Here is a 16,976-nt window from a genome sequence, read left to right on the forward strand (position 1 = left end):
CGAAAGCGATCAATGTGAGGGAGTCGGGCGGGGCCAGGCTTGCCAGGCGGCGATCAGCAGGCCCAGCAGAATGAATCCGCCAGGTGCCAACGTGGCCAGGCGCAAGCCGGCGTCGCCGAGGAACTCGCGCAGCAGGCCCAAGCCGACCATCAGCGCGCCGAACAGGACACACAGGCGCAGGCGCTCACGCCATGCACTCTGGAAAAAACCGGTGTGTTCCAACATGACGCACTGCAAAGCGATCAGTGCTGCATAAAACCCCGAATGCTGGTGCCATTGAAGTGACCAGACCTGCGCGGCGAGTTCTGCACAACCGGTCAGCGTGGCCGCCAGCAGGACGCCTGCGAACAAGCGAGCCGCCGGGATCAGTCGGGATCGCAAGGCAGACATGCTCGCACCAAACGCACTGATCACCACGATGAATATCAACCACACACCCAGTGCGGTCACTAACGAGTCAGTGGCGCCGATCAGCGGCGCGAGCATCAGCGAGTTCTGTAACTTCGCGGACTTATTCATGGCGGCCGCTCCCGATCAGCTGACGCGAGTGTTCATCGAAGTAGCGCAGAGCCTCGTGGATCGCATTGATCACGGCTCTGGAGGTAATGGTCGCGCCAGCGATTTGATCAAATTGCCCCTGATCCTTTTTCAACGCCCAACCGCTGTCGGCGGGTTCATTCAAGGATTTGCCAGTGAACGCCTGAAGCCAGGTATTGGGCCAGTCGGCGATACGCGCACCCAGGCCCGGGGTTTCCGATTGTTTCAGGGTCTTGACCCCCAGCAACTTGCCGTTCGCGTCAATGGCAATCAGCAAATCGATGGAGCCCGCATACCCGATCGTCTGGCTGCGCAGCAGGACCGCAACGGGTTGGCCGGCCTTGGTGGCGAGGTAGCCGCCCAGCAAGGTGCTGTTGGTCAACGCCAGGTTACCGAGTTGCAGCGGCTGCTCCAGCGGTTGATTGTCGTAACTGTCGGAGGGCAGCAAATCGAGCAGGTTGCGGCTGTCGATCCGTCGCTGTTCGGCTGCGATACGTGGCGCGCTGCTGTACTGCACAAGGTAGGTTGCGCCAATCCCCAGGCTTGCCAGCAACAGCAGAATCACAACGCTCGACGTTCGGCTCATGGCGAAATCGGCTCCTGCCTGGACGCGACAAACCGCTCCAGCGCCGGCACGCAAAGATTCATCAACAACACTGCAAACGCAACGCCGTCCGGATAGCCGCCCCAGGTTCGAATCAGGTACGTCAGCAATCCCACGCCCGCACCGAACAGCAGTCGGGCGCCAGGGATTTTTGCGCCGGACACTGGCTCCGTGACGATAAAGAATGCGCCCAGCATGCTCGCGCCCGTGAGCAGATGAAACAGGGGGGAACCATGGGAGTCGGAGCCCGAGCCGTTCCAGCACAGCAGGCTGATGACGAACAGGCTGGCAAGCATGCCCACCGGCGCATGCCAGCTGAACACCTGCCGTTGCAGCAGAAACAAACCGCCCGCCAGAAACGCCAGGTTGACCCATTCCACGCCGCGCGCGCCGAAGTGACCGAACGCCGGATTACCGGCGAAGAGTTCGTCCATGGTCAGGCTTTTGTTGATTCGCAAGCTGTCCAGCGCCGTGGCCTGGACCCACGCATCCGGCGTCTGGCTGAGGCTGAAACCGAACACTTGCTGCAGGCCACCGAGCAGGTCCATGCCGTGGGACGAAGGCCAGTGAGTCATTGGTTGGGGAAAGGTCACCAGTACCAAAGCGAAACCGAGCATCGCCGGGTTGAACGGGTTTTTCCCTACACCGCCATACAGTTGTTTGCCGAGCAGTGCGAATGCCGCGGCGCAGACCGTCAGCCACCATGGGCAATACGGCGGCAAAGCCAGGGCCAGCAGCGTCGCACTGACCAGCGCGCTGCCATCGCTCAAGGTCGGTTTGATCTGGCGTTTGCGCAGCCATAACACTGCCGCTTCAACGGCCAACGCGGTAACGCCGGCCAGGATCAAATTGATCAACACGCCCCAGCCATACAGCCAGAACAGCACCAGCATCCCCGGCACGGTGGCCAGCAACACCAGCTTCATGGCCTGCTGAAGGCGCTCGTCGACCGATTCAAGGGGCGACATAGGCATCCACCTGGCGCTCGGCTTCTTGCAGGCGAGCGCGCGCCTTGTCCAATAACTCAGCGGGGGTGTCAGTGCGACGTTCGAGTTTGCTGACATCCGCGCGAGCGTAGGCCAATTCGGTTTTCAGCTGTCGAAGCTGGCTGTCGATGGGGCGTTTTTCGATACGCGCCAGGTCAGGTAAAGGCTGCTCGCTCGCAGTTTCTGCCGCGTGCAGGGCTTTTTCAGCGTCGCCGAGTGCGCGCTCCAGGGCGTCGATCTGCTCGGCCGGCGCGTCACTGGTTTGCGCTTTCTTGAGTTCGGCGCGGCGCATGGCCAACTGTATTTTCGCCCGCTTCAGCTCCGCGTCCTTCACTGGCGCAGCAGGCGCAGCGGCGGGTGGTGCGCTGTTTTCCAACTGCGCCAAGGCGTGTTCAGCGGCGTCGAATTGCTGTTGCAGGACGATCAGTTGCGACTGCTGTTCGAAGGTCGGCGGATGGCCGAACGCCTTGAGCGATTTGTTCAGTTGTGCGCGGCTCATCGCCAGATCGATTTTGGCTTTCTTCAACGCCGCGTCGGCATTGGCTGCTTTCTGCGCACGAACTCTCTCCAGTGCGGCTTGAACCGGGTCGAGCGTTGTCACTTCACTGTGCTGCTGTTGCGCGGCGCGATGTGCCCGGGCCTGACGCTCGGCGAGTTTCTGTTCTTCTTCGCGGTGCAAGCGGGCGTTGCGCTGTTCAAAGCGACGCCGGGCGTGATTGCGTTTGGCGGTACGCGCCTGTTGTTCTTCAGGGCTGAATGCCAGGCCACCAACAATCGGCAACACCGTGGCCAGCGGTAACGGCCGCATTTCGATGCAGTCCACCGGGCAAGGAGCCACGCAAAGGTCGCAACCGGTGCATTCGTCGATGATCACCGTGTGCATCAATTTCGCTGCGCCGACGATGGCATCTACCGGGCAGGCCTGAATGCACTTGGTGCAACCGATGCACTCGGCTTCGCGGATGTAGGCGATTTGCGCCGGGGCCGAACCGCGACTGACGTCCAGCTCCAGCACCGGCACTTTCAGCAACTCAGCCAAGGCTGCGATGGTTTCGCTGCCGCCGGGCGGGCACTTGTTGATCGGCTCGCCGCTGGCGATGCCTTCTGCGTACGGCTTGCATCCCGGATGGCCACATTTGCCGCACTGGGTCTGCGGCAAGAGGGCGTCGATGCGTTGAATCAGACTCATGTTTTGATCAGTCCGCTGAAACCGAGAAAAGCCACTGCGATCAGTCCGGCGCCGATCAGGTCGATCGGCAGGCCGCGAAAGGGCAGGGGAACATCGTTATCGAGGGTGCGCTGGCGCAAGTCGCTGAACAGACTCAGCACCAGCCAGAACCCCAGCCCGGCGCCGAGGCTCAGGGCTGTGGCGTGGAAAAATCCGCGGTTTTCCTGGGCGTTGATCAGCGCCAGACCGAGCACGCCGGCATTGCCGAGCAGCAGCGGCCAGAGCCCTTCGAACGAAAGCGTCGAAAACACTTTCGGCAGCAACTTCAGCAGCGGTGTGATCAACAACACGCTCAGGGGCAGAAACGCGAACAAACGCAGCGAAGTCAGCTCAAGCGGCGCCAGTAGCCAGTAATAGAGTGCGTAGCCGAGCATTCCGACGATCAGCATCAGGCACGTCGTCGCAATGCCCAGCGCATGCACCTGACGGCGCTCTGAGCCCAGCAGCGGATCGACGCCCAGCGGCCAGTGCAACACGACGTTGTTGATCAGGGCAGCGCTGATAAGCGTAAGAAGCATCTCGGTCATGATCGTGCCGGAAGAAAGAACCCTTGCTAACAAGGTTAGGCATTATCCGGCAAGGAAGGAGGGGGGGCCAGATATGAAAATCCCACAGTCGCGTCGGGCACGACTGTGGGATCGGTTTGCCGCAGGATCTTACTTGATGCGCTGACCTGGCTTGGCACCGCTGTCGGGGCTGAGCAGGTAGATTTCTTCACCGCCAGGACCGGCCGCCATCACCATGCCTTCGGAGATACCGAACTTCATTTTCCGTGGCTTGAGGTTGGCGATCATCATGGTCAGGCGACCATCGAGCTTGGACGGGTCCGGGTAAGCGCTCTTGATCCCGGAGAACACGTTGCGTTGCTCGTCACCGATATCGAGTGTCAGGCGCAGCAGCTTGTCGGCGCCTTCCACGGCTTCGGCCTTGACGATCAACGCAACGCGCAGGTCGACGGCGGCAAACGCATCGAATTCGATCTCTGGCGACAGCGGATCCTTCGCCAGTTCGCCGTTGCCGGCAGGTGCAGCTTCGCCGGTGTCGGTCTGGCTGGCGGTCAGGTCTTCTTTCGAAGCGTCGGTCATGGCTTGCACTTTCACCGGGTCGATGCGGGTCATCAGCGGCTTGAACTCGTTCAACTGATGGTTGCTGAGCAGGGTCGCGTGATCGGCCCAAGTCAGCGGCGCGACGTTGAGGAACGCCTCGGCATCGGCGGCCAGCAGTGGCAGCACCGGTTTGAGGAAAATCACCAGTTGGCGGAACAGGTTGATGCCCAGCGCGCAGATCGCCTGGACTTCGTCGTGCTTGCCTTCCTGTTTGTTCAGCGACCAAGGCGCCTTGTCGGCGATCCAGGCGTTGGCGCGGTCGGCCAGGCCCATGATTTCGCGCATGGCACGGGCAAAGTCGCGAGCCTCGTAGGCTTCGGCGATGCTTGGCGCTGCGGCGAGGAAAGCTTCGGTCAGTTCTGGCGCGGCGTTACCGGCCACCAGCACGCCGGCGTTGCCTTTGTGGATGAAACCGGCGCAGCGGCTGGCGATGTTGACGACTTTGCCGACGAGGTCGGAGTTGACCTTCTGCACGAAGTCTTCGAGGTTCAGGTCGAGGTCGTCGACGCCACGTCCCAGTTTGGCCGCGTAGTAATAACGCAGGTATTCCGGCGACAGGTGATCCAGGTAGGTCCGGGCCTTGATGAAGGTGCCGCGGGACTTGGACATTTTCTGACCATTGACGGTCAGGTAGCCGTGCACGTTGATGCCGGTCGGTTTACGGAAACCGGCGCCTTCGAGCATCGCTGGCCAGAAGAGGGCGTGGAAGTTGACGATGTCCTTGCCGATGAAGTGGTACAGCTCGGCGGTGGAATCCTTGCCCCAGAACGCATCGAAATCCAGTTCCGGCGTGCGGTTGCACAAGTTCTTGAAACTGGCCATGTAACCGATTGGCGCGTCCAGCCAGACGTAGAAGTACTTGCCCGGCTCGCCTGGGATTTCGAAACCGAAGTACGGCGCATCGCGGGAGATGTCCCACTGTTGCAGGCCGGCATCCAGCCATTCGGCGATCTTGTTCGCGACGGCGTCTTGCAGCGTGCCGCTGCGGGTCCAGGTTTGCAGCATTTCCTGGAAGTCCGGCAGTTTGAAGAAGAAGTGCTGGGAATCCTTGAGCACCGGGGTGGCGCCAGAGATGGCCGATTTCGGATCCTTCAAGTCAGTCGGTGCGTAGGTCGCGCCGCATTTCTCGCAGTTGTCGCCGTACTGGTCTTCGGTGCCGCATTTCGGGCAGGTACCCTTGATGAAGCGGTCGGCCAGGAACATTTTCTTTTCCGGGTCGAAATACTGCGTGATCGAGCGCGTGGCGATGTGCCCGGCGTCGCGCAGCTTCAAGTAGATCTGGCTCGACAGCTCACGGTTTTCTTCGGCGTGAGTGGAGTGGAAGTTGTCGAAGTCCACCAGGAACTCGGCAAAGTCGGCGCTATGTTCAGCCTGGACGTTGGCGATCAGTTGTTCCGGGGTGATGCCTTCCTTTTCCGCGCGCAGCATGATCGCCGAACCGTGGGCGTCGTCGGCGCAGACATAAATGCATTGGTTGCCGCGGTGCTTCTGGAAGCGCACCCACATATCGGTCTGGATGTATTCCAGCATGTGGCCAAGATGGATCGAACCATTGGCATAGGGCAGGGCGCTGGTGACGAGGATCTTGCGTGGCTCGGACATGGGGCTCGGCTACTTGATGAAACGGAGGTCGGCCACTATAAAGCGCCGGCGCATATTTTTCACCCCGTGCGCCTGTTTCATTGGATGACTGACGTGGATTCATGCGATGCGCCGCGTTCCTGTAGGAGCCCGGCTTGCCGGCGATGGCGTCCTCAAGTCAGCTATCGCCGGCAAGCCGGCTCCTACAGATCTTTTCGACATGCCGCCAAACGATCAGAACAGGTACGATACCCGCCTGATTTTCCAGTCTTGCTATCGGAGTTGCCCATGAGCGCCGTCAATCGCGCAGCGGTGGAAGCCGTCCTTCGCCAATACACCGACCCTTACCTGAACCAGGACCCGGTCAGCGCCGGGTGCGTGCGCAACATCGACATCCAGGGTGATCGCGTCAGCGTCCAGCTGGAGTTGGGATACGCCGCCGGCCTGTTCAAAAGTGGCTGGGCGCAGATGCTGCAAATGGCCATCGAAGGCCTCGACGGCGTCACCAGCGCCCGCGTTGATATCACCAGCGTGATCGCCGCACACAAGGCTCAGGCACAGATCCCGGGCCTGGCCAACGTCAAGAACGTCGTGGCCGTGGCATCCGGCAAGGGCGGCGTGGGCAAGTCCACCACCGCCGCCAACCTCGCGTTGGCCCTGGCCCGCGAAGGCGCGAAGGTGGGGATTCTCGACGCGGACATTTACGGTCCGAGCCAAGGCATCATGTTCGGCATTCCCGAAGGCACCCGACCAAAGGTCAAGGATCAGAAGTGGTTCGTGCCGATTGAGTCCCATGGCGTCGAAGTGATGTCCATGGCGTTTTTGACCGACGACAATACGCCGATGGTCTGGCGCGGGCCGATGGTCTCTGGCGCACTGTTGCAACTGGTGACACAAACCGCCTGGGGCGATCTGGATTACCTGGTCATCGACATGCCGCCTGGCACCGGCGACATCCAGCTGACCCTGGCGCAGAAAGTCCCGGTGGCCGGCGCTGTCATCGTTACCACCCCACAAGACCTGGCGTTGCTGGACGCGCGCAAAGGCGTGGAGATGTTCCGCAAGGTCAACATCCCGGTGCTGGGCGTGGTGGAAAACATGGCGGTGCACATCTGCTCGAACTGCGGGCATGCCGAGCATCTGTTCGGTGAGGGCGGGGGCGTGAAGCTGGCCAGCCAGTATGGCGTCGAGCTGCTGGCCTCTTTGCCGCTGGCGATGGCCATTCGTGAACAGGCCGATGGCGGCAAGCCAACGGTCATTGCCGAGCCGGACAGCCCGATCGCGCTGGTGTATCAGGAACTCGCCCGCCACGTCGGCGCGCGGATCGTGTTGCAGGAAGCGGCGACCCCGGCGATGCCGAACATCACCATCAGCGACGATTAAACGCGATCCAATTGTGGGAGCGAGCCTGCTCGCGATAGCGGATTAACATTCAACGGATGCGTTGACTGGCACACCGTTATCGCGAGCAGGCTCGCTCCCACATTGGTTTTGCGGTGTTGGTTAGATGCGCAACCCGCCATCCATTTCCAGGATCCGGCCGGTGTAGTAGTCGTTCTCGAAAATGTACGCCGCCGAATGGGCGATTTCTTCCGGCTTGCCCATGCGCTTGAGCGGAATCCCGGACGTCATTTTCTCCAGCGCTTCAGGCTTCATGCCCAGCGTCATCTCGGTCTCGATAAAGCCCGGTGCAATGCCCGCAACGCGGATGCCGTAACGTGCCAATTCCTTTGCCCAAGTGACGGTCGCCGCAGCAACCCCGGCCTTGGCCGCCGAGTAGTTGGTCTGGCCGACGTTGCCGGCGCGGGAGATCGACGAGATGTTGATGATCGCGCCGCTATTCTTCAGCTCGACCATTTTCGCCGCGACTTCGCGGGTGCACAGGAACACGCCGGTCAGGTTAACGTCGATGACCGCCTGCCATTGGGCCAGGCTCATCTTGGTCATCTCGCCGTCCTTGACCTTCAACAGCAGCCCGTCACGCAGGATCCCGGCGTTGTTGATCAGCCCATGGATCGCGCCGAAATCTTCGGCCACCTGGGCGACCATGTGCGTCACTTGCTCTTCATTCGCCACATTGCACAGATAGGCGCGGGCCTCGACGCCCTTGGCCTTGCACGCGGCAACGGCGTCATCGAGCTTTTCCTGGTTCAGGTCAACCAGCGCAAGCTTCGCGCCTTTGCCGGCTAAATACTCGGCCATCGAACGGCCTAAACCCTGGCAACCGCCAGTGATAATGATTACTTTGTCAGTGAGTTGCATTCGCGTGCCCCAGTTGCAGGTTGGAGTGGTCTTCCTTCTAGAGAGCCTCTCGATCTGCACCTGATGTGGCCTGGTTGCACATGAGAACTGCCCCGATGGCGGACTGGAACTTTCAGCAGTCGCCTGTCCGTTTTTTCGACGGATTCTATATAAGGAGTCATAAATTGAGCGTTGAAGCGGCCAAGAATGCCCGAGAATTGCTTCTCAAGGAATACCGCGGAGTGCTGTCGACGCACTCCAAGGCGATGCCCGGTTTCCCGTTTGGCTCCGTGGTTCCTTACTGTCTGGACGAGCAGGGCCGGCCGCTGATCCTGATCAGCCGCATCGCCCAGCACACCCACAACCTGCAGAAAGACCCGAAGTGTTCGCTGTTCGTCGGTGAGCGCGGGGCCGAGGACGTGCAAGCGGTCGGCCGCCTGACGTACCTCGCCGAAGCGGAAAAACTCGAGGACGCGGCTGCGATTGAAGTGGCCGCCGAGCGCTACTACCGTTACTTCCCGGATTCGCAGAATTATCACAAAGCCCACGATTTCGATTTCTGGGTGCTTAAACCCGTGCGTCACCGTTACATCGGTGGCTTCGGCGCGATTCATTGGGTCGATCAACTGACGTTGGCCAATCCGTTCGCCGGCAAGGCCGAGGTGAGCATGGTCGAGCACATGAACGCCGATCACGCCAAAGCCATCGCCCACTACGTCGAACTGGCGGGGCTGCCGAAAACCGAGCCGGCGCAACTGGCCGGGATCGACACTGAAGGCATGCACCTGCGCATTGGCCAGGCGCTGTACTGGTTACCGTTTCAAGCCCCGTGTAATACGCCGACACAAGTTCGGGAAGCCTTGGTTTTCCTGGCTCACGCCGAACATTGGCCGAAAAATGAAGTGGCCGGCGCTTGAATTCACGAAAGGGCGACGTCATCTAGGGAAGACTGGCAAGGCATTCTTGCGTTGAGGAACCATTTGATGCGCCCTTTTTTATTGCTCTTTGTACTGTTTCCGGTGTTGGAGCTGTTCGTATTCGTCAAGGTCAGCGGTGCGATCGGGTTTTTCCCGGCGCTGCTGCTGGTCATTCTCGGCTCGATGCTCGGCGTGTTCGTGCTGCGCATCGCCGGCCTGGCAACTGCGCTGCGTGCGCGTGAAAGCCTGAACCGCGGCGAACTGCCAGCCCAGACCATGCTCGAAGGCCTGATGCTGGCCCTGGCCGGTGGTCTGTTGATTCTGCCGGGCTTCGTCACCGACGTGCTGGGCCTGATCATGCTGCTGCCGATCTCGCGTCGACTGCTGGCCAATAAAATGCGCCAGCGCGCCGAAGAGGCGGCGATCCGTCAGCGTGCGTTCGCCGATGATCTTCAGCCGCGTGGCGGTCCTGCTCCGCGCGAGCCGTTGGGCCGAGAGCCGAACGTGATCGAAGGTGAGTTCGAACACCGCGATTCCAAGTAAATCGTTTCACCTGCACGGCACCTTCGGGTGCCGTGTTCGTTTTCGGGGCATCAACGTAAAAAATTTCGATCCGCGCCCTTGTAATAAGCTTATGCGCCCTTATGTAACGGTCACCGCAAGGTTTCTGGCAATCACGCCAGACAGACTTCCGCGGTTCGCTTGACGAACCGCACCCGGCACCGCCGGATTTGTTAAACCCGCCGGGACTACACCGGCCGATGAAAACCACAATTAGGAGAGATCGACAATGAAGCTTCGTCCTCTGCATGACCGCGTCGTCATCCGTCGCAGCGAAGAAGAAAAGAAAACCGCTGGCGGTATCGTCCTGCCAGGTTCGGCTGCTGAAAAAGCCAACAGCGGCGAAGTGCTCGCTGTAGGTACCGGCCGCGTGCTGGACAACGGTGAAGTGCGTGCGCTGGCCGTGAAAGTGGGTGACAAGGTTGTGTTCGGCCCGTACTCCGGCAGCAACACCGTGAAAGTCGACGGCGAAGACCTGTTGGTAATGGCTGAGAACGAGATTCTCGCTGTTATCGAAGGCTGATTCCCCGCTCATTTTCCCGCTACTACAAAGTATTTAAGGAATATCGATCATGGCTGCTAAAGAAGTTAAATTCGGCGACTCCGCCCGCAAGAAAATGCTCGCCGGTGTAAACGTCCTGGCTGACGCAGTAAAAGCGACCCTGGGCCCTAAAGGCCGTAACGTGATCATCGAGAAGAGCTTCGGCGCTCCGACCATCACCAAGGACGGCGTGTCCGTTGCCAAAGAAATCGAGCTGAAAGATCGCTTCGAAAACATGGGCGCGCAGCTGGTCAAAGACGTTGCCTCCCGTGCCAACGATGACGCAGGCGACGGCACCACCACCGCTACCGTTCTGGCTCAATCGATCGTCAACGAAGGCCTGAAAGCCGTCGCTGCCGGCATGAACCCGATGGACCTCAAGCGCGGTATCGACAAAGCGACCATCGCGATCGTCAAAGAGCTGAAAGCCCTGTCCAAGCCATGCGCTGACACCAAGGCAATCGCTCAGGTCGGCACCATCTCGGCCAACTCCGACAACTCCATCGGCGACATCATTGCCGAAGCCATGGAAAAAGTCGGTAAAGAAGGCGTGATCACCGTTGAAGAAGGCTCGGGCCTGGAAAACGAACTGTCGGTTGTTGAAGGCATGCAGTTCGACCGTGGCTACCTGTCCCCGTACTTCGTCAACAAGCCAGAGACCATGACTGCCGAGCTGGACGGTCCGCTGATCCTGCTGGTCGACAAAAAGATCTCGAACATCCGCGAAATGCTGCCAGTACTGGAAGCCGTTGCCAAAGCCGGCCGTCCACTGCTGATCGTGGCCGAAGACGTTGAAGGCGAAGCCCTGGCGACTCTGGTTGTGAACAACATGCGTGGCATCGTCAAAGTCGCAGCCGTCAAGGCTCCAGGCTTCGGCGACCGTCGCAAGGCCATGCTGCAGGACATCGCTGTTCTGACTGGCGGTACCGTTATCTCCGAAGAGATCGGTCTGAGCCTGGAAAGCACTACCCTGGAACACCTGGGTAATGCCAAGCGCGTGATCCTGTCCAAAGAAAACACCACCGTGATCGACGGTGCCGGCGTTGAGGCTGACATCCAGGCTCGCGTTCTGCAGATCCGTCAGCAAGTGGCCGACACTTCGTCCGACTACGACCGTGAAAAACTGCAAGAGCGTCTGGCCAAGCTGTCCGGCGGCGTTGCAGTGATCAAGGTTGGCGCTGGTTCCGAAGTTGAAATGAAAGAGAAGAAAGCCCGCGTTGAAGACGCCTTGCACGCTACCCGTGCAGCCGTTGAAGAAGGCGTGGTACCTGGCGGCGGCGTGGCACTGGTTCGCGCTCTGCAGGCTATCTCCGAGCTGAAAGGCGACAACGATGACCAGAACGTTGGCATCCAGTTGCTGCGTCGCGCTGTTGAAGCGCCACTGCGCCAGATCGTTGCCAACTCCGGCGACGAGCCAAGCGTTGTTGTGGACAAGGTCAAGCAGGGTTCGGGTAACTACGGTTACAACGCTGCCACCGGCGAATACGGCGACATGATCGAAATGGGTATCCTGGACCCGGCCAAAGTGACTCGTTCGGCTCTGCAAGCGGCTTCGTCGATTGCCAGCCTGATGATCACCACCGAAGCCATGATCGCCGAGATCAAGGAAGACGCACCAGCTGGCGGCGGCATGCCAGACATGGGCGGTATGGGCGGCATGGGCGGCATGATGTAAGCCAGCCTTACCCCGTACGAAAAAACCCCGCCTGCGAAAGCAGGCGGGGTTTTTTATTGCCTCGATTTGGTATGTCGGAAGACCGAGTCGCGGCCTTCGCGGGCAAGCCTCGCTCCTACAGGTTCTGCGCGATCCTTGTAGGAGCGAGGCTTGCCCGCGAAGGCGTCAGATCAGGCGCCGACAGGTTCTGCCTTGGTTACTCGATCAGCCTTCAACGCCGGTCGATAAAGGATGTAGTAATACGACCCCAGACAAATCAGCCAGCAGAAAATCGCTGTCCACACGTTGTGCGAGAAAAAATGCGCGCCCTGCAGCATCCGGCCGATGGAAAACACCGTGCCCAGCGCAAACGCGAACACCAGCGCCTTGCGCGCCAGACGCGGACGTCGGTCGCGCAGCACGAAAAACAGCGCAAACAACGTGAAACCGGTGGCGGCATGGCCACCTGGCCAGCAACGGCCGGGTTTTTCGGTAGGTGGGCGCGGGCTGAGCAGTTCGCTGTAGGTTTCATGACCGCCGAATTGCTCCAGGCTCCATGGGCATTGAACCGCGGTCACCGCTTTGACGGGCGTGACAAAAGAGGTCGCCAGGCCAAGGGACAGCACCAGGCAGCCCAGTTCCCGTTTGAACGGTTTGAGCCGGTCGATGAAAAAGGCGCCGATGAAGCCGAAGATGGCCAACACTGAAAACGCGATGACCACCTGTTTGGCGCGGTCATGCAGGATGTTTTCGAGGAAGTAACTGTGCCGTCCGATGAAATCCCCCGCAGCCGGGTCGTAGAACATCCTCGCCAGGTCCATGTCCACGGACGTCAGTTCGAGCAGCACCAGAATGATCGCCGCAACGGCGGGCACACCCAGGCACACCCAGAAGTTCAGAGGGCGAGAGGCGGGGCGGGCAGTGGTCGAAACCATGGCAGTTCCTTGGTCGGTTAAATGTTCTTGAGAGCGCAGCCGCGCGGAGTTTGGGCCTGTTTCTGTCGCTGCCGTGTGAACCGATAGTGAAAAAATCGTCAACGTCACACCGGGTTTATCAATGGGTTTGGCCACTGCACACAGTTCTGGCTCTGCGCCACGCCAGGCCTTAAGCTGCGCGGGCCAAGACGGCCGTTACTGTGTACGGAGGAGGTGCCCATGCGAATTCTATTGGTTGAAGACAACCGCGATATCCTGGCCAATCTGGCCGATTACCTGGGGCTCAAAGGCTACACCGTGGATTGCGCGCAGGACGGTTTGTCTGGCCTGCACCTGGCAGCCACCGAGCACTACGACTTGATCGTGCTCGACATCATGTTGCCCGGCATCGACGGCTATACGTTGTGCAAACGCCTGCGCGAAGACGCTCGCCGTGACACCCCGGTGATCATGCTGACCGCTCGCGATCAATTGGACGACCGGCTGCAAGGCTTCAAGTCCGGGGCGGATGATTACCTGATCAAACCTTTCGCCCTGTCTGAACTGGCCGCGCGGATCGAAGCGGTGATGCGCCGGGCGCAGGGCGGCGGTCGTCGTACCCTGCAAGTCGGCGATCTGAGCTACGACCTCGATACCCTGGAAGTCACCCGCGAAGGGCGCTTGCTGAAACTCAACCCGGTCGGCCTGAAACTGTTGGCCGTGCTGATGCAGAAAAGCCCGCACGTCTTGCGCCGGGAAATTCTCGAAGAGGCCCTGTGGGGCGATGACTGCCCGGACAGCGACAGCCTGCGCAGCCACGTCCACCAATTGCGTCAGGTGATCGACAAGCCGTTCGCCAAGCCGTTGCTGCAAACCGTACACGGTGTGGGTTATCGCTTGGCCGAGGGCCGTGATGGAGTTTAAACAGAGCCTTGCTCAACGGATCATCATCGCCTTTGCGCTGATGAGCGCATTGGTGGCAGGCGCCTTCGCCATGGGCATTGTGGCAACCGTGCACCTGGTGGAAGAAAAACTGATTTCTGCAGGTCTGGGTGGCGATCTGCAACGCCTGTTGTTGATGGACAGTGTCTCGGACTGGAGCCATCGCCCCGAACCAGACCAGCTGTTCTACTTCAGCGGCGGGCCGGGCGATTTCGACTTGCCCAAGGATTTGCGTCATCTGGAGCCGGGTTTTCACGAGGTGTTCCGGGAGCAGCTGTCGTATCACGCGATGGTCGAAGTCGTCGACGGCCGGCATTATGTGCTGCTGCAAGACCAGAGTGATTTCGAAGAGCGTGAGCGGGTGCTGTTCGCGGTGGTGCTGGTGGGCTTCGTCTTGAGCCTGGCGTTGGCGGTGTTCCTCGGCTGGGTCCTCGCGCGCAAAGTGATGGCGCCGGTGGTGCGCCTCGCTCGGCAGGTGCGTCACCGCGATCAGCTCCTGGGGCTGGCGCCCCCGTTGGCACCGGACTACGCCGCTGATGAAGTGGGCGAGCTGGCGGTAGCTTTCGACGCCACCCTCGGGCGCTTGCGGCAGGCATTGACCCGGGAGCGATTGTTCACCAGTGACGTCAGCCACGAATTGCGCACGCCGTTGATGGTGCTGGCCAGTTCCTGTGAGCTGTTGCTGGAAAACCCCGGCATCGACCAGCGGGGGCGGGCTCAGGTTGAACGAATCGCCCGCGCCTGCGAAGAGATGCGTGAGCTGGTGCAAACCTTCCTGATGCTGGCCCGCGCCCAACATGAAGACGCCAGCATGGCGCCGCAGCAGTCCTTGAGCCAGGTCGCCGGCGGGCTGCTCAATTTATGGCGAGAACCGATCGAGGCAAAAGGGCTGTCGCTGATATTTGAACCGGGCAATCCGGCCAGCACCTGCTACAACGCAACCCTGTTGCACGCAGTCATGGGGAACCTGCTGCGTAACGCGCTGCATTACACCGAACGGGGCTTCATCCGCTTGACGCTGACGACCGCCGGTTTCACGGTCGAGGACAGTGGTGTGGGCATTCCCGAGGAAAAACGCGAGGCGATGTTCGAGCCGTTCGTGCGTGGCAACGAGAAGCGCGGTGAAGGACTGGGGCTGGGCCTGTCGCTGGTGCAGCGGATCTGCGAGAACCAGGGGTGGAATGTCAGCCTGACGAATATGGAGCCCAATGGCTGTCGTTTTCAGGTGACGTTGAGTCAGCGCGATAGTTGATTTCGTTGGTGGCCCTCGGCCACTGCCATCAACCTGTAAAACCTCGAAATAAATCGGGGTTTTACACCACGATTTTTTCACGAAGGCATGACCTGGCGCTGACACACCATTCCTTAGGGTAGTGGTCATCAGAAACGCAGGAGCCCTTCGTGATGGCTGGCCCGATCAAACTTGATTTTTCCGAAAAATACGACGATCAACACGCTCAGAAATACCTGCGCAAACATCAGGACGGACTCGGTCGCCGACTGTCCCATTGGCGTGACGAGCAACTGGCGCGCAAGGCTTTGACATTGGCCGGTGAACCTGGCCTGGTTCTCGATTTACCCTGCGGTGCCGGGCGCTTCTGGCCACTACTGGCGGAAAAAGCCAATCGGGTGATTATCGGTGCGGACAACTCCGAGTCCATGCTGAAAATCGCTTTGAAGGCGCAACCGGCCGATGTGGTGAAACGGGTACAACCCTTGCACACATCTGCGTTCGACATTGCCTTGCCTGATAACGCCGTCGACAGCATTTTTTGTATGCGTTTGCTGCACCACATCGGTGAAGCCGAGCATCGACTGGCCATTTTGCGTGAGTTCGAACGCGTCACGCGTGACAGCGTGATTATTTCGTTGTGGGTGGACGGCAATTTCAAAGCCTGGAAACGCAGGCGGCTTGAAAAAACACGTGGGCATCTCGGTTACCAAAACCGATTTGTGTTACCGGCGGCTACGGTCGAAAAGGAGTTCGAGCAGGCGGGTTTTCGAGTCCAGGAACAACTGGACTTTTTACCGCTCTATGCCATGTGGCGGGTTTATGTATTACGCAAGAGGTAACTCAATGGCAGTGCAGTGTGCAGCAGAAACGGACGTCGCTTCCCAAGACCGCTTTGACTATTTCTGGAATCAGCGCGGTGAGTGGGTTGAAGAACCCAACGTCCGTCGCGGCGGCGAAAGTGGCGTGCAGCGTATCAAGAGCAGCAAGGGACAACTGCTTTACGTCAAACGTCAGACCGGACATATCTATCGGAGTTGGCTGCATCCTTTCGGTCGGCCGACGGTGTTGCGTGAGCGAGATGCGCTCATGGGCATGCGCCTGATCGACGTGCGCGTTCCGGAAATCGTTTTCTGCGGTGCGCAGCATGACCCGGTTCACAAGTGGCGCGCATTGCTGGTGACCAAGGCACTGGACGGTTTCGAAGAAATCGAACACTGGTATGCAGGTGGTGGTCGCGAACGTCATGGCGAGGCGGTGCATGATCGGGTCCTGAAGGATCTGGCCGAGAATCTGGCTCGCATGCACAAGGGCCGCTGGCAGCACGGCTGCCTCTATATGAAGCACGTATTCGTACGCGTCACTGGTGAGGGCGAGGCCGCCAACGTCGAGATTGCCATGCTCGATCTGGAGAAGAGCCGGAAGCGTTTGACCGCCCGTCGCGCCGCTACCCATGACATGCGGCAACTGCGCCGCCACTCGTCGTTCAGCGACACGGACTGGAAAAATCTCGTCTACCTTTATGAGACGGCGTTTGGCAGCGCTATCAAAGGTTTATAGCAATGAAACTCGAAATTGCTAGAGGTTTGTTCCTGATAGGAGCCTTGGCAGTTGCTTCACTGGCGGTGGCGGCTTGGGAGCAGCCCCGCACGCAGGTCCTCAGTTCAGTGAGCGGGGACGTGCGTTGTCCGATGCCACGGGTTGCGAAGGCGACCGTTGCAACCCAACCCGATCATGATCTATTGCTGTTCATGTTCGGACTTTCTCAAGGACTGAGGCCGCAGAGTTGACCAGATTGAAGCCCAAATAAAAGGCCTCGCAAATGCGAGGCCTTTTTCATTTCCGTGTCTCTTACGCTCTGTAGGAGCCGGCTTGCCGGCGATGGAGTGTCAGTCGACATCACCGCCGCTGACACACCATCGCCGGCAAGCCG

Annotated in this window: 18 protein-coding genes; 10 read left to right on the forward strand and 8 right to left on the reverse strand. The window is 59.9% G+C overall.

Annotated features, from left to right (window positions below; genetic code table 11):
* Positions 1–9 precede the first annotated feature (9 nt).
* From KGB25_RS26050 to metG, 6 genes are all read right to left on the reverse strand, one after another.
* Complete coding sequence (locus KGB25_RS26050; protein ID WP_223437274.1) at positions 10–519, reverse strand: Rnf-Nqr domain containing protein; 510 nt, start codon at positions 517–519, stop codon at positions 10–12.
* Entirely contained in the window at positions 512–1,123 is a 612-nt protein-coding gene (locus KGB25_RS26055; protein WP_008036450.1) for an RnfABCDGE type electron transport complex subunit G, read from the reverse strand. The genes KGB25_RS26050 and KGB25_RS26055 overlap by 8 nt, the downstream gene beginning before the upstream one ends.
* Complete coding sequence (locus KGB25_RS26060; RefSeq protein ID WP_192228584.1) at positions 1,120–2,109, reverse strand: RnfABCDGE type electron transport complex subunit D; 990 nt, start codon at positions 2,107–2,109, stop codon at positions 1,120–1,122. The genes KGB25_RS26055 and KGB25_RS26060 overlap by 4 nt, the downstream gene beginning before the upstream one ends.
* The gene (gene rsxB, locus KGB25_RS26065; protein WP_223437277.1) at positions 2,096–3,316 is read right to left on the reverse strand and encodes an electron transport complex subunit RsxB; all 1,221 of its coding nucleotides are present in this window, start codon (positions 3,314–3,316) and stop codon (positions 2,096–2,098) included. The genes KGB25_RS26060 and rsxB overlap by 14 nt, the downstream gene beginning before the upstream one ends.
* Entirely contained in the window at positions 3,313–3,882 is a 570-nt protein-coding gene (locus KGB25_RS26070; protein WP_223437278.1) for an electron transport complex protein RnfA, read from the reverse strand. Before KGB25_RS26070 ends, rsxB begins: the two co-directional genes overlap by 4 nt.
* A gap of 129 nt (positions 3,883–4,011) precedes the next feature.
* Positions 4,012–6,063 carry a methionine--tRNA ligase gene (metG, locus tag KGB25_RS26075; protein ID WP_008032136.1) on the reverse strand — a complete coding sequence of 684 codons (2,052 nt, stop codon included), beginning with the start codon at positions 6,061–6,063 and terminating at the stop codon, positions 4,012–4,014.
* Positions 6,064–6,330: 267 nt separating this feature from the next.
* Between metG and apbC the strand changes: the two genes are divergently transcribed.
* Entirely contained in the window at positions 6,331–7,425 is a 1,095-nt protein-coding gene (apbC, locus tag KGB25_RS26080) for an iron-sulfur cluster carrier protein ApbC (RefSeq protein ID WP_192417145.1), read from the forward strand.
* A gap of 120 nt (positions 7,426–7,545) precedes the next feature.
* Here apbC and KGB25_RS26085 read toward each other — a convergent pair whose 3' ends face one another.
* A complete protein-coding gene (locus tag KGB25_RS26085) occupies positions 7,546–8,304 on the reverse strand; it encodes an SDR family oxidoreductase (RefSeq protein WP_032832292.1) in 759 nt (252 codons plus the stop codon).
* A 164-nt stretch (positions 8,305–8,468) separates the two neighbouring features.
* Between KGB25_RS26085 and KGB25_RS26090 the strand changes: the two genes are divergently transcribed.
* The 4 genes from KGB25_RS26090 (at position 8,469) to groL (ending at position 11,977) form a co-directional block, all read left to right on the forward strand.
* Entirely contained in the window at positions 8,469–9,200 is a 732-nt protein-coding gene (locus KGB25_RS26090) for a HugZ family protein (RefSeq protein WP_032832293.1), read from the forward strand.
* 66 nt (positions 9,201–9,266) lie between these two features.
* Positions 9,267–9,743, forward strand: coding sequence for an FxsA family protein (locus tag KGB25_RS26095; RefSeq protein WP_008032127.1), 477 nt, complete (start codon positions 9,267–9,269; stop codon positions 9,741–9,743).
* A gap of 247 nt (positions 9,744–9,990) precedes the next feature.
* Positions 9,991–10,284: a co-chaperone GroES gene (locus KGB25_RS26100; RefSeq protein WP_008032125.1), complete on the forward strand. Its 294-nt coding sequence runs from the start codon at positions 9,991–9,993 to the stop codon at positions 10,282–10,284.
* 49 nt (positions 10,285–10,333) lie between these two features.
* The gene (groL, locus tag KGB25_RS26105; protein ID WP_008032122.1) at positions 10,334–11,977 is read left to right on the forward strand and encodes a chaperonin GroEL; all 1,644 of its coding nucleotides are present in this window, start codon (positions 10,334–10,336) and stop codon (positions 11,975–11,977) included.
* A gap of 170 nt (positions 11,978–12,147) precedes the next feature.
* Here groL and KGB25_RS26110 read toward each other — a convergent pair whose 3' ends face one another.
* The gene (locus KGB25_RS26110) at positions 12,148–12,891 is read right to left on the reverse strand and encodes a phosphatase PAP2 family protein (protein ID WP_192417143.1); all 744 of its coding nucleotides are present in this window, start codon (positions 12,889–12,891) and stop codon (positions 12,148–12,150) included.
* A 219-nt stretch (positions 12,892–13,110) separates the two neighbouring features.
* Between KGB25_RS26110 and colR the strand changes: the two genes are divergently transcribed.
* The 5 genes from colR (at position 13,111) to KGB25_RS26135 (ending at position 16,833) form a co-directional block, all read left to right on the forward strand.
* A complete protein-coding gene (gene colR / locus KGB25_RS26115) occupies positions 13,111–13,794 on the forward strand; it encodes a two-component system response regulator ColR (protein ID WP_008032118.1) in 684 nt (227 codons plus the stop codon).
* Complete coding sequence (locus KGB25_RS26120; protein WP_008036469.1) at positions 13,784–15,064, forward strand: sensor histidine kinase; 1,281 nt, start codon at positions 13,784–13,786, stop codon at positions 15,062–15,064. The genes colR and KGB25_RS26120 overlap by 11 nt, the downstream gene beginning before the upstream one ends.
* Positions 15,065–15,216: 152 nt before the next feature.
* On the forward strand, positions 15,217–15,885 hold the full coding sequence (locus KGB25_RS26125; RefSeq protein WP_192228591.1) for a class I SAM-dependent methyltransferase: 669 nt from the start codon (positions 15,217–15,219) through the stop codon (positions 15,883–15,885).
* A gap of 4 nt (positions 15,886–15,889) precedes the next feature.
* Entirely contained in the window at positions 15,890–16,603 is a 714-nt protein-coding gene (locus KGB25_RS26130) for a lipopolysaccharide kinase InaA family protein (protein ID WP_192228592.1), read from the forward strand.
* A 2-nt stretch (positions 16,604–16,605) separates the two neighbouring features.
* Entirely contained in the window at positions 16,606–16,833 is a 228-nt protein-coding gene (locus tag KGB25_RS26135) for a hypothetical protein (protein ID WP_032832295.1), read from the forward strand.
* Positions 16,834–16,976 lie beyond the last annotated feature (143 nt).

Origin of the sequence: Pseudomonas sp. BF-RE-21 (assembly GCF_019947305.1) — a bacterium.
GTDB lineage: Bacteria > Pseudomonadota > Gammaproteobacteria > Pseudomonadales > Pseudomonadaceae > Aquipseudomonas > Aquipseudomonas migulae.